This window comes from Faecalibacterium prausnitzii, assembly GCF_019967995.1.
Lineage (GTDB): Bacteria > Bacillota > Clostridia > Oscillospirales > Ruminococcaceae > Faecalibacterium > Faecalibacterium prausnitzii_E.
The window spans coordinates 1401203-1418685 of sequence record NZ_CP065377.1 but is presented as its reverse complement, the minus strand read 5'-3'; the positions used below and the strand labels follow the sequence as shown (position 1 = coordinate 1418685).

The 17483-nt window shown below is 61.7% G+C and carries 12 protein-coding genes and 1 pseudogene; all 13 read right to left on the bottom strand.

What is annotated here, in order from left to right:
* Positions 1 to 25: 25 nt before the first annotated feature.
* Positions 26 to 2395 (bottom strand): annotated as a pseudogene (gene ppk1, locus I5P96_RS07015) (polyphosphate kinase 1); the annotation flags it as partial.
* Positions 2396 to 2414: 19 nt separating this feature from the next.
* The gene (locus I5P96_RS07010) at positions 2415 to 2768 is read right to left on the bottom strand and encodes a ComEA family DNA-binding protein (RefSeq protein ID WP_223383681.1); all 354 of its coding nucleotides are present in this window, start codon (positions 2766 to 2768) and stop codon (positions 2415 to 2417) included.
* A gap of 66 nt (positions 2769 to 2834) precedes the next feature.
* Positions 2835 to 3668 carry an HAD hydrolase family protein gene (locus I5P96_RS07005; protein ID WP_223383680.1) on the bottom strand — a complete coding sequence of 278 codons (834 nt, stop codon included), beginning with the start codon at positions 3666 to 3668 and terminating at the stop codon, positions 2835 to 2837.
* Positions 3665 to 4609 (bottom strand): RluA family pseudouridine synthase, encoded by a 945-nt coding sequence (locus tag I5P96_RS07000; RefSeq protein WP_097792324.1) that lies wholly within the window; start codon positions 4607 to 4609, stop codon positions 3665 to 3667. Before I5P96_RS07000 ends, I5P96_RS07005 begins: the two co-directional genes overlap by 4 nt.
* A 3-nt stretch (positions 4610 to 4612) precedes the next feature.
* Complete coding sequence (gene lspA / locus I5P96_RS06995) at positions 4613 to 5089, bottom strand: signal peptidase II (RefSeq protein ID WP_207685724.1); 477 nt, start codon at positions 5087 to 5089, stop codon at positions 4613 to 4615.
* Between the two features lie 105 nt (positions 5090 to 5194).
* Complete coding sequence (ileS, locus tag I5P96_RS06990; protein ID WP_118552865.1) at positions 5195 to 7990, bottom strand: isoleucine--tRNA ligase; 2796 nt, start codon at positions 7988 to 7990, stop codon at positions 5195 to 5197.
* A gap of 37 nt (positions 7991 to 8027) precedes the next feature.
* On the bottom strand, positions 8028 to 8834 hold the full coding sequence (locus I5P96_RS06985) for a DivIVA domain-containing protein (protein ID WP_118552864.1): 807 nt from the start codon (positions 8832 to 8834) through the stop codon (positions 8028 to 8030).
* Between the two features lie 22 nt (positions 8835 to 8856).
* Positions 8857 to 9678: an RNA-binding protein gene (locus I5P96_RS06980; RefSeq protein WP_223383679.1), complete on the bottom strand. Its 822-nt coding sequence runs from the start codon at positions 9676 to 9678 to the stop codon at positions 8857 to 8859.
* Entirely contained in the window at positions 9662 to 10126 is a 465-nt protein-coding gene (locus I5P96_RS06975) for a cell division protein SepF (protein WP_097792329.1), read from the bottom strand. Before I5P96_RS06975 ends, I5P96_RS06980 begins: the two co-directional genes overlap by 17 nt.
* 106 nt (positions 10127 to 10232) lie before the next feature.
* Positions 10233 to 11543, bottom strand: a complete 1311-nt coding sequence (locus I5P96_RS06970) for an HlyD family efflux transporter periplasmic adaptor subunit (protein WP_223383678.1) — start codon at positions 11541 to 11543, stop codon at positions 10233 to 10235.
* Positions 11544 to 11548: 5 nt separating this feature from the next.
* Positions 11549 to 12499, bottom strand: a complete 951-nt coding sequence (gene miaA / locus I5P96_RS06965) for a tRNA (adenosine(37)-N6)-dimethylallyltransferase MiaA (RefSeq protein ID WP_223383677.1) — start codon at positions 12497 to 12499, stop codon at positions 11549 to 11551.
* A complete protein-coding gene (gene mutL, locus I5P96_RS06960; protein ID WP_223383676.1) occupies positions 12483 to 14672 on the bottom strand; it encodes a DNA mismatch repair endonuclease MutL in 2190 nt (729 codons plus the stop codon). The genes miaA and mutL overlap by 17 nt, the downstream gene beginning before the upstream one ends.
* A gap of 36 nt (positions 14673 to 14708) precedes the next feature.
* Positions 14709 to 17324, bottom strand: coding sequence for a DNA mismatch repair protein MutS (gene mutS, locus I5P96_RS06955; protein WP_223383675.1), 2616 nt, complete (start codon positions 17322 to 17324; stop codon positions 14709 to 14711).
* Between the last annotated feature and the right edge of the window lie 159 nt (positions 17325 to 17483).

The following is a 17483-nucleotide window of genomic DNA, read 5'->3' as shown; positions in this document are numbered from 1 at the left end:
CATCGTTCTCTGTGAGGGCGTGGTCTCAGCGCTTGGGGCGGAGCCAGCGGTGGAACTGTTCAAAAAGGTCCATCAGACCGCCGCGAGGCTTGGCCGGGGTGTGCGGGGCGGGATGTGCGACCGCGACCGGATGGTGCACCGTCTGTTCCGCCTGCGGGGCGGTTTCGGGCACCACGACTGGCTTCGGTGGCTCTGCCGCCGGCAGCGGCGTCGGCTCCGAAGGGGCTTTGGGTGCTTCCGCAGCCGGTGCAGGCGTTTCCACCGGGGCAGCGGCACGAACCGGTTCCGGTCGGGCGGGTGTTTCCTCCGGAACGTCATCGCGGGCCGTCCAGTCATTTTTCAGCAGGTCGTACATCCCCATCTGGCCGTTGACGAGTGCTTCGTCCGGGGCGGCTTTGACCTTCTGGTAGCTGCCGTCCGCCTTCATCTCGCGGGCATTGACGTTATCCCGCAGCTGAAGCTGCAGGATCTCGCTGAGCTTCCGGATGAGAACGGGGTCTTCCACCCGGACGCCCACCTCCACGCGGCACTCGGTGTTGCGGGTGAGGAAGTCGCCGGAGGCAATGTAGATGCGGGTGGTGGTGCCATCGTAGAAGCTGTAGATGCGGCCATGCTCCAGATAGCGGCCCACCAGGCTGCGGATGTGCAGGTTCTCGGTCTTGCCCGGCACCTCGGCGCGGACGCAGCAGATGCCGCGGACGATCATATCAATGCGGACCCCGGCGCAGCTGGCTTCTTCCAGCTTGAGGATGATGTCGCGGTCCGAGATGGAGTTGTTTTTCAGGATCATCGACGCCGGGCGGCCCAGGCGGGCGGCATTGATGACGCGGTCCATCTCATCCAGCAGAACGCTCTTGAAGCGCAGCGGAGCCACCAGCATCTTTTCACTGGTCTCCGTCAGCTTCTGGACGGCGAGATTCTGGAAGACGTTGGAAGCCTCCTCGCCGATGCCGAGGTCTGCCGTGATGAAGGAATAATCGGTGTAAAGCTCGCTGGTCTTCTCGTTGTAGTTGCCGGTGCCGATCTGGGTGATATAGCTGTAGCCCTGCGGGCCTTTCTTGGTGATGAGGGTCAGCTTGGAGTGGACCTTGTAATCTTCAAAGCCGTAGAGGACGGTGCACCCGGCCTCTTCCAGCTGCTTGGACCAGTCGATGTTGTTCTGCTCGTCAAAACGGGCGCGCAGCTCCACCAGCGCTACGACTTCCTTGCCGTTTTCGGCGGCCTCCATCAGTGCCTGCACGATCTGGGACTCCCGCGCCATCCGGTAGAGGGTCATCTTGATGGAGATGACTGCCGGGTCCTGCGCGGCCTTTTTCAGCATGGCGATGAAGGGCCGGATGGACTGGTACGGATAGCTGAGGAGGACGTCGTGCTTTTCCACCTCGGCCGCGAGGTCATAGTCCGGCGGCGGCAGCATGGGCCGGGCTGCAGGGTAGAACAGCTCCGGGTGGCCGTCGGCTTCCATCCTGGAAGTGAGTTTGTAGAAGAAGCTCAGGTCCAGCGGGCTTTTCTGCGCAAACACCCGCTTGTGGGTCAGTTCCAGCTTCTCGCAGAGGATGCGGACGATCTCCTGCGGGGCCGTGGGCGTGACCTGCAGGCGGACTGCCGCCAGCTTGCGGCGGCGCTTGAGCAGGTCGGCCATGATCTCGCGGTAGTCGATATCGTGGTCCATCATCCCCTCTTTGACGTCGATGTCGGCGTTGCGGGTGACGCGGAAGAGGCAGGTCTCCTGCACGGCATCCTTGCCGAAGATGAGGGACGCATAATGGAGCACCAGCTCCTCGGTCAGGGCAAACTCGGTGCGGCCGTCCCGGCGGATGACCTGCATCCGCTCCATCTGGCTGGAAATGGGGACCATGCCGAGGCTCTGCTCCCCTTTTTCCTTGAGCAGGACGCCGAGATAGATCTCCTTGTTCCGCAGGAAGGGGAACGGATGGCGGCTGTCCACGATCTGCGGGCTGAGGATGGGGAACAGCTCGCTTTGGAAGTATTTTTTCCAGAAGTGCTCCTCCTCTTTGGAAAGCGCGTTGAAGTCCACCTTCTTATAACCGCATCCTGCCAGACTTTCCAGCGCCTTCTCGTAATATTTATCACAGTCTTCCTGCAAATGCGCCACCTTGGGCATGATGGCGGTCAGCTGCTCTTCGGCGGTCATGTTCGTCTTGTTCTCGCGCTTGTCCCGCTCCTTTTTGGCGTGCATCAGGCTGGCCCGCTCCTGCAGCGAACCCACGCGCACCATGAAGAACTCATCGAGGTTGGAGCCGTAAATGGCCAGGAACTTGACCTGCTCGGCCAGCGGGACATTTTTATCCTTGCCCAGCACGAGCACCCGGCGGTTGAAATCCAGCCAGCTCAGTTCGCGGTTGATGAAAATGGTATCCTCTTTCATAATTACTCCCCTTTTCTGGGTTTGTTCAGCTCACATAGGCCAGTCCGTCCCAGGAAGCCACAATGCTCTCGCTGAGGCCGGGCACCTCGGCCGCATCCGCAACATGCCGGAACGGACCGTGTGTGCCGCGGTATTCCAGGATTGCCTGCGCCCGCTTTTCGCCGACGTTTGGCAGGACGCAGAGCGTTTCGAGGTCTGCTGTGTTGAGGTCCACCCGGATGAGCTGGACCATGGGCGTTTCGGATGCTGCCTTTGGCGTCAGCCTGGGCGGCGCAAGGGCAGCCGCCAGTAGGATGCAGACCGCAGCCGCCGCTGCCGCACACAGCAAAAACAGCCGCTCGTGCCGCCGGGCAGATGCCTGAGAACCGGTTTCCTTCATTGTACCCGACTTTCCTCCAAAAAGAAAGCCCCCTGCACGAAAAATACAGGAGACTTTACACAACGTTTACGCAGACGTTTCCGCAGAGCGCACCATGCCATAGAGCAGCTCCGCCGCAGCACCGGCATCGTGATCGGTGAGGGTGGTCTGCCTGGCGGCAAGGCGCAGCTCAGCCGGGGCATCGGCGGGGACGACGCTGTTCCCCGCCAGATGGACCAGCTCTGCCATCTGGGTGCAGTCGGCCAGAACGGTCAGCTGCTCGGCAGAATAGCCTGCCGGGGAGCAGATGGCCTGGACCATCGCACTGCCGGACACACTGCCCGGCAGAAGCGCCAGCACATCCGGACCCATCCGCTCGGCGCGGAGGGTCACGGTGGCCTCGCCCAGCGCCTTTTCCAGCAGCGCCGTCAGGGGGACCTGCTTGTTGTCCTGATAGAACAGGATGCGCAGCACATCCTCTCCCCGGACGTCCGCCGCATTGCTCAGCACAAAGGTGGTCCACTCCTGCCGCAGGTGGGCTTCCAGAGACTCGCTCATCCGCAGCACACGGGTGGAGCCGTTCTTCATCTGCAAGGCGATGCCGACGCCCGGCACACCGGGCAGCACCCGGAGGACGGATTCCTCCATCCCGGCAAAGCTGCACAGGGCCGTGCCCGTGCCCTCGGCAAAGTTGTAGGCCAGCACACCGCCGCAGACCAGCGCGGGTGCGCTGAGCCGTACCCCGCCCAGCAGAGAACGCACCACCTTGGGCGACCGCTGGGAGTAGATGGTCAGCTTGCCGCCGCGGCTGGCAAACAGCTGCAGCACATCGCGGTGGAGCTGGGGCAGGCTGCCCTCTGCGTTCAGAAGAAGGTTGTCGAGATCGCAGAGGACCAGCGTATTTTCGATGGAATTGCTCATTCGTTGTTTCCTCCTGTGCGCTGACGGAGCGTGGTCAGAAAGCGGGTGAAGTAATCCGGCAGTTCGGAGTCGAACCGCAGATGCTCGCCCGTGATGGGGTGGACGAAGCCCAGTGTTTTGGCATGAAGACACTGGCCGTGGAGGCTGGTGATGCAGTTGTGCGGGCCATAGACCGGGTCCCCTGCCACCGGGTGATGGATGGACGCCATGTGAACGCGGATCTGGTGGGTGCGGCCTGTTTTCAGGCGGCATTCCAGCATCGTGAACTCGCCCAGGCGTTCCAGCACCCGGTAGCCGGTGTAGGCATACTTGGTGTGGGGTTCGGTGGACGGGTAGACGGCCATCTTCTTGCGGTCGGTCTTCGAGCGGCCCAGATGGGACTCCACAAAGCCCTCGTCCTGTGCAAAGCCGCCGTAGACGATGGTATGGTAAGCCCGCTCCACGCTGTGGACCGCCATCTGCTGGGACAGGCCGATGTGGGTGGCGTCGTCCTTGGCGACGACGAGAAGGCCGCTGGTGTCCTTATCAATGCGGTGGACGATGCCGGGGCGGATCTCGCCGCCGATGCCGGAAAGGCTGCCCTTGCAGTGCCACAGCAGCGCATTGACCAATGTGCCGTCCGGGTTGCCGGGGGCCGGGTGTACCACCATGCCCTTGGGCTTGTTGACCACCAGCAGGTGCGCATCCTCAAACACGATGTCCAGCGGGATCTCCTGCGGCACGGCCTCAATGGGCCGGGCGTCCGGGATCTCCAGCAGGATGATGTCGCCGGCCTTGAGCTTCAGGCTTTTAACCGGGGCCTTGCCGTTGCACAGCACATGGCCATCTGCCACCAGCGCCTGCAGCGCACTGCGGGAAAGGCCGGTATCCTCCCCGCTCAAAAAGCGGTCGATGCGCTGGCCTGCGCCCTCCGCTTCCACGATAAATTCACGCTGTTCCATGGGTCACGGCTCCTTTGCGTCACCGGAGTGCAGCTCCTCCAAAAAGATGACCAGCACCCAGAGCGCCACCCCCACACAGACGCAGATGTCCGCAAAGTTGAAGACGGCGAACCGCATGAACAGCAGGTTGATGTAGTCCACGACCTCGCCGTTTAGCACACGGTCGATGAGGTTGCCGATGCCGCCGCCCAGCACAAGGATCAGCGCCGCCTGCTGCAGGCGATCGTTCCGGCTGCGAAAAAACAGCCAGTATGCGACAAGGATCAGCGCAGCGCTGGTGGCCACGATCAAAAACAGCTGCCTGCCGCTGAGCAGGCTGAATGCCATGCCCTGGTTGAGCACGAACCGTAGCTCCACCACATGGGGGATGAGCGGCAGAGTGCCCACGGGCATCAGCACATGCACCGCCCAGAACTTGATGCCCTGGTCGATGCCGATGAGCACTGCCACACACAGCAGGTTAAAGATCACATAAGCCATAACGAAATACTCCCAACAGCGGGCCGGACCCGCCGGTCTTCTGATATCAAAAAGCGGCGCTCCCCTGCTCGAAAGGAGCGCCGCAGCGTTCAAACGGAAAAAGCCTTAGCCTTCCACCACGCTTGCGCAGCGGGCGCAGAGGGTGGGGTGAGCCGGATGGGTGCCGATGTCTGCGGAATACTTCCAGCAGCGCTCGCACTTGTCGCCGGTGGCGTGAGCCGCAGCCACGCCCAGACCCTCGACCGCAGAGGCAGCGCCGCCCTCGCCCTTGACCAGCTCCACCTGGGAGACGATCATCAGGTCAGCCAGCTCGTCCATGGGGATGCTGTTCAGCAGGTCATAGACGGCATCGTTGCAGTACAGGGTGACGGCAGCTTCCAGCGAAGCACCGATGGTCTTCTCGGCACGGGCCTGCTCCAGCACCTTCTTGACCTCGTCGCGGACAGCGATGAGCTGTGCCCACTTGGCCTTGAAGGCATCGTCGGCGGCATACTGGCCCGCTTTGGGCATATCCTCGAAGACGACGTACTTGTTCATGCCCTCGGTCTTGGGCATGAAGTCCCAGATCTCCTGGCTGGTGAAGCAGAGGATGGGGGCGATGATCTTATCCAGTGCGACCAGGATCTTGTACATGGTGGTCTGTGCTGCGCGGCGGGCTGCGCCGTTGGTGCAGTAGAGACGATCCTTGGTGACATCCAGATAGAAGTTGGACATGGCCACGACGCAGAAGTTGTAGACTGCGTGGTAGACCTTGTTGAAGTCGTAGACCGCATAACCGGCGTGTGCGTTGACGATCAGGTCATCCAGCGCAGCCAGTGCCCAGCGGTCGATCTCCTGCAGCTGGTCGTCGGTGACGCAGTCGGTGTTGGGATCGAAGCCGTCCAAGTTGCCCAGGATGAAGCGGGCGGTGTTGCGGATCTTGCGGTAAGCCTCGCTCAGCTGCTTGAAGATGTTCTTACCGGCGCGTACATCGACGGTGTAGTCGGAAGAAGCGACCCACAGGCGGATGATATCGGCACCGTAGTCCTTGATGATCTCGCTGGGCTCCACGCCGTTGCCTGCGCTCTTGTGCATCTGCTTGCCCTGCTCGTCCACGACCCAGCCGTGGCACAGAACGGACTTGTAGGGGGCGCAGCCCTTGCTTGCAACGCTGGTCAGCAGGCTGGACTGGAACCAGCCGCGGAACTGGTCGCCGCCCTCCATATACATGTCAGCCGGGAAGTGCAGCTCCGGGCGCTCTTCCAGAACGGCTGCATGGGTGGAGCCGGAATCGAACCAGACGTCCATGATGTCGGTGTCCTTGGTCCACTCGGAAGCGCCGCACTTCTCGCAGACTTCGCCTGCGGGGATGATCTGCTCGGCTTCGTACTTGTACCAGGCATCGGAGCCTTCCTTGCGGAACAGCTCGCTGACGGCCTTGATGGTGGCATCGGTGATGTGGTAAGCACCGCACTTCTTGCAGTAGAAGGCCGGGATGGGCACGCCCCAGGTGCGCTGACGGCTGATGCACCAGTCGTTGCGGTCGCGGACCATGCCCTTCATGCGGTCGTGGCCCCAGTCAGGCATCCACTGCACAGTGTCGATGGCCTTGTAGACATCCTCACGGAACTTTGCGACCGAGCAGAACCACTGCTCGGTGGCGCGGAAGATGATGGGGTGATGGCAACGCCAGCAGTGCGGGTACTGATGCTTGATGTGCACCTGACCCATGACGGCACCGGACGCGGTGAGGTCGGCCAGAATGGTCTTATTGGCTGCCCAGACGCGCTGGCCTGCGTACTTGCCAGCCAGGTCGGTCAGATAGCCGCCGTCGTCCACGGGGACGGTGATGGGCACCTGCGGATACTTCTGGCAGACGTTGAAGTCATCGACGCCGTGGCCGCCTGCGGTGTGGACGCAGCCGGAGCCGCTCTCCAGCGTGACGTGGTCGCCCAGGATGACCCAGCCCTCCTTGGGCAGGTAGACGTGCTGGTAGCGCATGAGCTCGAACTCTGCGCCGCTGACCGGCTCGCCCACGACCTCATAGTCGGTGATGTGGCAGGCATCCATGACGCTCTTGACCAGCTCGGTGGCCATGATGTGGTACTCCTCGCCGATCTTGACGAAGGAATACTCGAACTGGCCGTTCAGGCAGATGGCCTCGTTGGCGGGCAGAGTCCAGGTGGTGGTGGTCCAGATCACGAAGTAGGTCTTGTCCATCGGGATGCCATGCTTTGCCAGCACACCGTTGGGGTCCTGGGTGACATGGAAGCGGACGAAGATGGAATCGCAGTCATCCTCGCCGTACTCGATCTCGGCCTCAGCCAGAGCGGTGCGGCAGTCAGGGCACCAGTAAACGGGCTTCAGGCCCTTGTAGATATAGCCCTTCTTGGCCATCTCACCGAAGATCTCGATCTGGCGGGCCTCAAACTCCGGCTTCAGGGTCAGGTAGGGGTGCTCAAAGTCGCCGATGACGCCCAGACGCTTGAACTGGTCGCTCATGATGTCGATGTGCTCGGTGGCGAACTTTTCGCAGATCTGGCGCAGCTCCAGCTTGGAGATGTCCTTCTTCTTCTCGCCGACGGAGGACAGCGCCTTCAGCTCAATGGGCAGGCCGTGGGTATCAAAGCCGGGCACATAGGGAGCCTGGAAGCCCTCCATGTTCTTGTCGCGGATGATGATATCCTTGATGATCTTGTTCAGCGCGGTGCCCATGTGGATGTTGCCGTTTGCATACGGAGGGCCGTCGTGCAGAACGAACTTGGGCTTGCCGTCGTTGTGCTTGATGAGCTGATTGTACAGGTCGTTGTCTTCCCAGTCCTTGAGCATGACAGGCTCCTTTTTGGGCAGGCCTGCGCGCATCTCGAACAGCGTCTTGGGCAGATTCAACGTACTGTCGTACTGAGACTTATTCTTAGCCAATGGTTACACACTCCTCTAATTTATTGAAACGCTCCGGTCACTCGCTGAATTTGACGCCCTTGAAAGCGGCATAATCCGGCTCTGCCGGTTCTTCCTCTTCCTCTGCGCCAACGGGTGCCTGAGACGGGTCCAGCTTGATCTTGAGCTGGCTCTCATCCTTGGACCAGAAATCCTCGCTCTTGTCGTCCTCTGCGGTTTCCTCGTCCGCAGGGGCTGCATCGGTCTCCGGCTGTGCCTGCTCGATCTCCTCGGTCAGAGCTGCAGCAGTGGTCTCCTCTGCTTTTTCCTCCACAGCGGGCTCGGCAGCCTCCGGCTCCTCCTTCTGGAACTCCGGCAGGCGGCTCAGAGACTCGACATGGCTGCGGTACAGGTTGAGCACATCGGACTTGAAACGGGTGACTTCCAGACGGACGCGGTCATACTCGCGCTCCTCTGCCAGCTTTTTATCGTTTGCTTCGTTGATGATCTCATCCGCGCGGTCACTGGCCTTCTGGAGCAGCTCATTGGCATCGCGGATAATATCATCCCCGCGCAGATTTGCACGGTGCAGGATCTCTTCCGACTTCTGGTTTGCTTCGCGGATGACGTTCTCGCCCATGCGCTGTGCATTGATGAGCGCACTCTTGAGCATGTCGCCGTCCGCCTCGTAGTTCTTCATCTCTTCGTGGAGACGCTGGTTTTCCGCTGTCAGGTCTGCGATCTGCTTGCGCAGCTCCTCGGCCAGGGCATCGTCCTGCCGGAGCTGCTCTTCGACCTTATCCAGGAAACGGTCCACCTCTTCGGTGCGATAGCCGCGGAGGTTTTTTTCAAATTGAACGCTGCGCACGTCCTGCGAGGTCAGCATAGTAGTTTCCTCCCAAATTCATTTAATATTGAAAAAACTCGATGATCGCCCGGTCTTTTCTGCTTTTTCCGGGCAGTGCCGTCAGACCAAAGCGGCCCTTGCCCCGCACGGTGAAGACATCGCCCTCATACACCGGGGCGTGGACGCTCTCCACAGGAAGGTGGTTGATCTCCACCCGGCCTGCCGTGATGAGCTCCGCTGCCATGCTGCGGCTGCAGTGGAGCATGGCTGCCAGCACCGCATCCAACCGCAGGGAAGAAACGGTCGCCGTTTGCAGCGTCCGCTCCGCCTGCGGGAACTCCGGAAGCTCCTCCAGCGGCAGAAGCCGGGTCGTGACCTCCACCCGGCCCGCCTGCAGCAGTTCCTGACAGATGAGCTGCGCCGCCGGTTCCAGCGCAAAGACATAGGCCGTGCCCGGCGCATCGGAGGGCAGGACGATGTCGCCCAGCGCCTCCCGCCGCAATTCCAGCCCCATCAGGCTGCCGAGGTAATCCTTGTGCGCCGGAAGAGCAGCCCCGGCCTGCACCCGGCAGGTGAGCCGGACACAGCACAGCGGGCTGTCCGGCCAGCTGCCCTCCGGTTCCAGGCAGAGGAGCCGACGCTCTGCACCGGGCCAGCCGCCCTCGAAGTGATACACATTTTCCGGGACGGCGGCGCGGTTGAGCGCTGCTCTGGCAAGATCCTGCTCCCGGTCACTCAGAAAGGCGGAATAGCGCGGGATGCCGCGGCTCTCCGCCGTGCGGGCCAGATCCTCGATGTGCCGCATCAGATAGCGCTCTTCATCGCTGCGGGCGGGGACGAAGCCCCGCACGGCTTTGGGGGCAGGATTAATAGAACGCGCCATTGTTCTCCAGCTCGTCCAGCAGATCACCCATGATATCCACGTTGTAGGGGGTGATGATGAAGGTGCTGTTTGCCACGCGCTTGATCTGGCCGTTGTTGGCGTAGGCGACGCCGGAGAGGAAATCGACCAGGCGGCGGGAAACTTCCTTGTTGGTAGACTCCAGGTTCAGGACCACGGTGCGCTTGTTGTTCAGGTGGTCGGCGATGGTGCTGGCATCCTCAAAGCGCTCCGGCTTGACCAGAACGACCTTGAGCTGGGTGGTCGCATGGATGTTGACCACCTTGTTCTTTCTGGGGGTGCCCTCTGCGGGCTCCTCATCCTCTTCGTCTGCCCCGACGCCCAGACCGTTGTTGTTGTTCACCATCTGGGGGCCGTCGTCGATGTACTGATCGTCGTACTCGTCCTCGCTGCCGAAAAGCCCCTTCTTCAGACTATCCACAAAAGACATAGAAACTGCTCCTTTCATTCGGGCGGCTTGCGCTGCCTGGCTGATTTTGCAAAGAGATGCAAATAGCTTCTACTATTATCGGATTTTTTGCCGCAGATGTCAATAACTACAAAAGTTTTCCGTCATACAAATTTTGTCCGGAGACGATAATCTCGTCATAAAGGCGAACCTGACTGACCGAACCGGCCGTTCCGCTGGGCAAAACGATGAGATAATCGCCATCCAGCACCTGGGGGTGCTGGTCGTCCACGGGGTCGATCTTGCAGAAACGGGCCAGGTTGCCGTACTTGACATAGACGCCGGGGATGTAGTTCTCGCCCTGACCCTCGGCCTCGGAGCCGTCCTCCTTGAGGTAATGGACCGCCGCCTGCGGCACCCGCAGACCGGTGCTCTGCCCCACGATGACCTGCGCATTGGCCCGGTTCAGCCGCAGCACGTCGCCGTTGATGACCTCGCACGAGAGGACGAAGCGGGTCATGTCGTTCTCAGTGTCGATGTTCACTTCCTGCACGGTGGCCTTGAGGGGCGTTTCCGCCTGGCCGGGGAAACGGATCTCCACCGAGGTCTTCCGCGGTTTTCCGTCCGAGCCCAGCAGCTTTTCGCCCTGTTTGGCCGAGCAGATGCCCGCGTAGTACCAGGTGAAGCCGGAGACGATCTTGCCCGCGCAGCCGTCCAGTTTGATCTCCGGGGAGGACTCGATGTAGGCTTTCAGGTCCGCAGCACCCAGCGCAAGGATGTCCTCCATGCCGGCATTGAGCCGCCCGGAACTGGCCGAACGGATGAAATAGCCCGTCTGCGGGGCGGTGATCTGGGTGGGACTGCCCAGCTGGGCCTGCACATTGGACGCCTGCTGCACCAGCGCGGCGATCTGGTCCGAGAAGGTGGAGACCTCACCGGTGATGATCCAGAGCTTGTTCTGGGCCAGCAGATAGTCCTCCGTCTGGGCGTCGGTATCCTCGTAGTCGGAGGCATCCAGCGCATCCATCAGATCATACAGCGCCGCCGAGCGGTCTTTGCGCAGGGATTCCATCTGCGCCGAGGTGGTGTTCTGTGATTTTTGCAGCAGGTCGATCTGGTCGTTGATCTGGGTCAGCTGCTGGCGCAGACCGGCCTGGGAAGCATCGCTGTAGACTTCCGCCACCGCAGTGCCCGCCGAGACGCGCTCGCCATCGGCCACAAGGTAGCCCAGCGTGCCGTCCCCGGCCACGTAGCTTTCGTTGAACAGCAGTACGCCCTCGGCATCCACCGTGTCTTCCACCGTAGCCAGAAGGGCCGTTTCGTAGGTGTTGGGCGGGAACAGCACCTGCATGGCCTGATAGAAGACATACACGGCCGCCAGCAGCAAAAAGACGATGGCAACGCCTGCCAGCGTCTTCAGTGCGCCGGGCAGCTCACGTTTTTCCTTCTCTTCCTGCATTCTGCTCATCCTTTCGTGATAAATTCCTGCGTCAGTGCGGCGGCGCGGGCCTGGAGGTCTGGTGCCGCTGCGTCCAGCCAGACCACACCGTCCATGTGGCGGAACCAGGTCAGCTGACGCTTGGCGTAGTTGCGGGAAGCCTGCTTGAGCTTCTCCACGCAGGGCGTCAGTTCCGACTCCCCCATAAAGTAGGGAAAGAATTCCTTATAGCCAATGGCCTGCGCTGCCGTTTTGAAGCGGGTCCGGTTTGCAAACACGGTTTCGGCTTCGGCCAGAAGGCCCGCGTCCATCATCCGGTCCACCCGCAGGTCGATGCGGCGGTAGAGCTGGGCGCGCTCCGGGAAGTCCAGCCCCAGCACCAGTGCGCGGTAGGGCCGCTCCGGCGGGAGCGAAGCCGCCTTCTGTTCACTGAGGCGTCGGCCGGTGGCGCGGTAGTGCTCCAGCGCCCGCAGCACCCGCACCTGATTGTTCGGGTGGATGGCGGCAGCGGCTTCGGGGTCCACCTGTTTCAGCTCTTCGTACAGGGCAGCCGGGCCTTTTTCGACCAGCTCTGCCGCCAGCTTCTCCCGCAGGCCGTCCGGGGCTTTTTCGGCCGTGAAGCGGACGCCGTAGAGGAAGCTCTGAACGTACAGCCCAGTGCCGCCCACCAGGATGGGCAGCTTTCCGCAGGCGGAGAGGTCGGCTTCCAGTGTTCCGGCCAGCGTAGTGAAATCCGCCACGCTGAAGGTCTGGTCCGGCTCCAGAAGATCGACAGCATGGTGTGGGATGCCGTGGGTCTCTTCCGGCGTCACCTTGGCGGTGCCGATATCGAGGCCTTTATAGATCTGCATCGAATCCGCACTGATGATCTCGCCGCCGAACTGCTCGGCCAGCGCAACGCCCAGCGCGGTCTTGCCGGTCGCGGTCGGGCCGACCACAGCGAGGACCGGGTGTTTTTTCTCAAACGATTCGGCCAAACTGCTTTTCCAGCTCCTTTCGGGTCAATTTGAGGACGCAGGGGCGGCCATGCGGGCAGAAGGGCGGCACTTCGCCGGACAGGATCTTCTCGGCCAGCGCCATAAGCTCCTGCGGGGAGGTGTGGTCCCCTGCCTTGATGGCTGCACGGCAGGAGATGGAGTGGAGCACCCACTCGGTCTTTTCGCTCAAGGCGTCGCGGCTGCCGTGGGCCAGCTTCGCCGCCAGCTCCACGAGAAGGTCTTCGGCGCTGCTCTGCTCCACATCGGCAGGGACCGCGCGCAGAAAGACCGAATTGCCGCCAAAGTCGTCGATCTCCAGCCCGGCACGTTCCAGCAGGTCGATGTTGGCCAGCAGTGCCGTCTTCTCCTCGGCCGAAAGCTCCACCACCACCGGTTCCAGCAGCAGCTGGCTGGGCACATCGCCGTAGGACGCGGCCAGCTTTTCAAAGAGCTGGCGCTCGTGGGCCGCGTGTTTATCAATGATGCACACCTCGTCCCCCCGCTCCGCGAGGATGTAGGTGCGGAAAAGTTCGCCCACATAGCGGAGCGGCTCCGGCCCCTCCTGAAGATCAAAGCCCATCTGTTCGGGCGTCCCGGCGGGGGCCGACGCTCCTTCCGTTTCGGCGGGTCCGGCCGCAGCGGGTTCCGGTCCTGTCGTTTTGGGCTGCGGGGCCGGGTCCCATGCCGCCATGCGGTCCTGTGCTCCGGGCAGGTCGTCTGCATCTGGCTCGATGTCGAGCTGGGCCTCGCTGGACGCTGCACGGAAACGCGGCGCAACCGGTTCGGCAAGGTCTGCCTCCTCTTCCGGCCGCTTCGGGCTGTGCAGGCTGACATCCGGATTCAGGGGAGCCGAAGGTGCAACCGTTGTCCAGCTGTGCTCATTGGGGGATGCCGTAGACGGCCCCGGCAGGATGTCCGCTTCCGCCGCTGCCGGGCGGACTGGCCGGGTGGGCATAGCCGGAGCCAGGACCGCCGGTGCAGCGGGTGCCACGGAAGGGGCAGTTGTGGGGTGCTGTTCCAACGTGCCCGGCTCTGCCTGCCCCGGAATAACGGCAGAAAGTGCTGTAAAGTTATTTTTCTTTACAGTATTTTGACTCGGAATTTCGTCTTTTTCTGAACTGTTGGATTTTTCGTTATTCTTCTCGTTTTTGGGTTCCTCGAAAGCGAACAGCCGCTCGCCGGTGCCCGGTTGAGCCAGCGCCAGCTTGGTGGCGTGGTACACGAGGTCGAAAATATCATTCTCGCGGGCGAAGCGGACTTCCGTTTTGGCCGGGTGCACGTTGACGTCCACCAGGTCTGACGGCATTTCCAGAAGCAAGATTCCTCCAGGGAACTTGCCCTGCATCGTGGTGCCCTTGAACGCCATTTCCATGCCCGCCATCATGGTGCGGTTGCGGACATAGCGCCCATTGATATAGAAATACTGCATACTCCGGCTGGCACGGCAGCTTCTGGGCTGGGTGATGAGGCCCCACACCCGGTAGACACCCTCGCGGTTGTCCAGCTCGATGAGGTCCCGGCTGAACTCCCGGCCCAGCACGGCATATGCTGCACTGCGCAGCTGACCGTCGCCGGGGGTGACGTACTGCAATTTTCCCTCACGGATGAACTTGAAGCTGACCTCCGGGTGGCTCAGGGCCACATGGGCGACGGTGTCCGCCACAAAGGTGCCCTCGCTGGAATCCTTTTTCAGGAACTTCATTCGGGCGGGCGTGTTGTAGAACAGGTCCTTCACCCGGATGGTGGTTCCCACGCTGCGGGCACCGGGTTCGATGGGATAGGCTTCCCCGCCCTCGATGCGGTAGACCGAGGCGCATTCGTCCGCTTCGGTCCGGGTCAGCACCTCCACCCGCGCCACACTGGCAATGGAGGCCAGTGCTTCGCCCCGGAAGCCGAGGGTGTGGATATGGTTCAGGTCCTCCTCGGTCTGGATCTTGCTGGTGGCATGGCGGATGAACGCCGTGGGGATGTAGGCGGCTTCGATGCCGGTGCCGTTGTCGCTGATCTCGATCAACTTGACGCCGCCGGACTCGATGCTCACCGTGATCTGGGCGGCACCGGCGTCGATGGCGTTTTCGAGCAGTTCTTTGACCACCGAAGCCGGCCGCTCGACGACCTCACCGGCGGCGATCAGCTCTGCGGTGTGTTTGTCCAAAACATGGATGACTGCCATAAGTTCCCTCCCCTTTTCGTTGGCATTGCGTCAGTTTCAGCCGTTCAGGCTGCCCTTCAGGGTCTTTTTGAGCTCGTACAGGAAGTTCAGCGCTTCAATGGGGGTCAGCGTCTCCACATCGAGGGCTTCCAGCTTTTCCAGCACTTCGCTGGGCACGGCCGGAGAATTGTACTCCTGCAGGGCATCGAAATCCATCTGTTCGACGTTGTTCTTGGGGGCGCTGGCTTCCAGTGCCCGCAGCACCTCGTGGGCACGGCGGGTCACGGTGCCGGGCAGACCGGCCAGCTTTGCCACCTCGATGCCGTAGCTGTCATCGGCCGGGCCGCGGACGATCCGGCGAAGGAACGTGATATCTTCGCCGCGCTTTTTGACCGCGATGTTGTAGTTCTTCACGCCCTCCAGAATGCCTTCGAGGTCGGTCAGCTCGTGGTAGTGGGTGGCGAACAGCGTCTTGCAGCCAAGCCCTTTGGCCGGGTCGGAGATGTGCTCGACCACAGCGCGGGCAATGCTCATGCCGTCAAATGTGGACGTGCCGCGGCCGATCTCATCCAGAATGACCAGACTCTTTGTGGTGGCGTTCTTCAGGATCTCGGCCACCTCGGTCATTTCCACCATGAAGGTGGACTGCCCGGCCGACAGATCGTCCGATGCACCGATGCGGGTGAAGATGGCGTCCACAACGCCCACATGGCATTCTTTGGCCGGGACGAAGGAGCCGATCTGCGCCATCAGCGCGATGAGGGCATTTTGACGCATGTAGGTCGATTTACCGGCCATGTTGGGGCCGGTGATGATGAGGCAGCGGTCGGTGGAGCAGTTGAGGGTGGTATCATTGGGCACGAACAGGCTGCCCTTGAGCATCTGCTCGACCACCGGATGACGGCCCTCCACAATGGTCAGCTCGTCGCCGTCGTCCACAACGGGGCGGCAGTAGTTGTTCTCGGCCGCCACCTGAGCCAGCGCCGCCAGCACATCCAGCTCGGCGACGGCATTGGCCGTCCGCTGGATGCGGTCCAGCTGGGCGCTGATGGTCTCCAGCAGCTCCGCAAAAAGGCGGTGTTCCAGCGCGATGAGGCGCTCGTGGGCACCGAGGATCTTGCTCTCCAGCTCTTTGAGTTCCTGGGTGATGTAGCGCTCGCCGCTGGTGAGCGTCTGCTTGCGGATGTAGGTCTCCGGCACCAGATTTTTGTAGCTGTTGCTGACCTCGATAAAGTAGCCAAAGACGTGGTTGTAGCCGATCTTCAGCTTGGGGATGCCGGTCTCCTGCCGCAGGCGGGTCTCCAGCTGGGCCAGGATGCCCTTGGTGTTATCGCGGATGGAACGCAGCTCGTCCACCTCGGTGTGGTAGCCCTTGGCGATGACACCGCCGTCCTTTAAGGTGGACGGTGCGTCCGGGCTGACCGCCGCGTAGATCTTTTCCTTGATGTCGGTCAGCGGGTCGATCTGCGCCGCCAGTTCGGCCAGCTCCGGGCAATTGCAGCTTTCGGCCTGCCGACGCAGCCCCGGCAGGCGGTCGCAGGTCTGGGCCATAGCGTAGATCTCCTTCGGCGTGGCCGAGCCGTAGACGGTGCGGGTCATCATCCGCTCCAGATCGGAGATGTAGTGCAGCTCTTCCATGAGGTCGCCGCGCTGGACGGTCTGATTGACCAGACTTTCCACCTCGTTCAGGCGGCGGTTGATGATGCCGCTGGAAACGAGCGGCTGTTCGATCCAGCTGCGGAGCATCCGCTTGCCCATGGCGGTGCTGGTCTTGTCCAGCACCCAGAGCAGGGTGCCCCGCTTCTCGCGGCCGCGCAGCGTCTCGGTCAGTTCCAGATTGGCCCGCGTGACCGGCGACAGCCGCATGAACTGCGCCTTGTTGTAGCTGACGACGGTCTTCAGGCGTTCGACGCCCTTGATCTGGGTATCGTGCAGATATTCCAGCAACGCCGCCATGGCAAAGCGGACGTTGCCCTTTTCGTCGATGCCGGTCTTCGCGGGCCAGTCGCGGCCGAACTGATTTTCCAGCGCGATGGCCACAAGGCCCGGCGCATAGCGCTCCTCTTCGACAAGTTCAACGGAGCACTGCATATTTTTCTTCAGGTAGGTGGTCAGCTCCCGGCAGTCGAGGGTGTTGGGGTTCATCAGCACCTCACTGGGGTGGTAGCGGCACAGCTCGGTGATGACAGCCGGGACGACCTTTTCCTGCCGGAGTTCCGTGATGTGGGCCGTGCCGGTGGAAACGTCGGCAAAGCAGAGGCCCGCCGTGTTCCCCTTGATGAAAATGCTCGCGATGTAGTTGTTTTTATCATCTTGGAGCATACTGCTCTCGATGATGGTGCCGGGCGTGACCACACGGATGATATCCCGCTTGACGAGGCCTTTGGCCTTGGCGGGGTCTTCCACCTGCTCACAGATGGCGACCTTGTAGCCTTTGGCGATGAGCCGGGCCACATAGCCTTCGTAGCTGTGGAAGGGCACTCCGCACATGGGGGCGCGCTCCTCCTGACCGCACTGCTTTCCGGTCAGCGTCAGGTCCAGCTCCCGCGAGGCCGTCCGGGCATCGTCGAAGAACATCTCGTAAAAGTCGCCGATGCGGTAGAACAGAATCTCGTCCTTGTGTTTTTTTTTGATCTCCAGATATTGCTGCATCATGGGCGACAGTTCCGCCATGGTAGTCCACCTTTCTTGCATTGAATCCCTGTTTGAGCGCAGTTTTGAAACATCATGCCGGGCAGACCGGCCTGTGTGCGAGAGGCCTTCTGCTCTGGTTTGCAGGGAGTAACCGCTTTTGCAAGGAAAACGCGGCCTGCAAAGCGCAGCCGCGTTTTC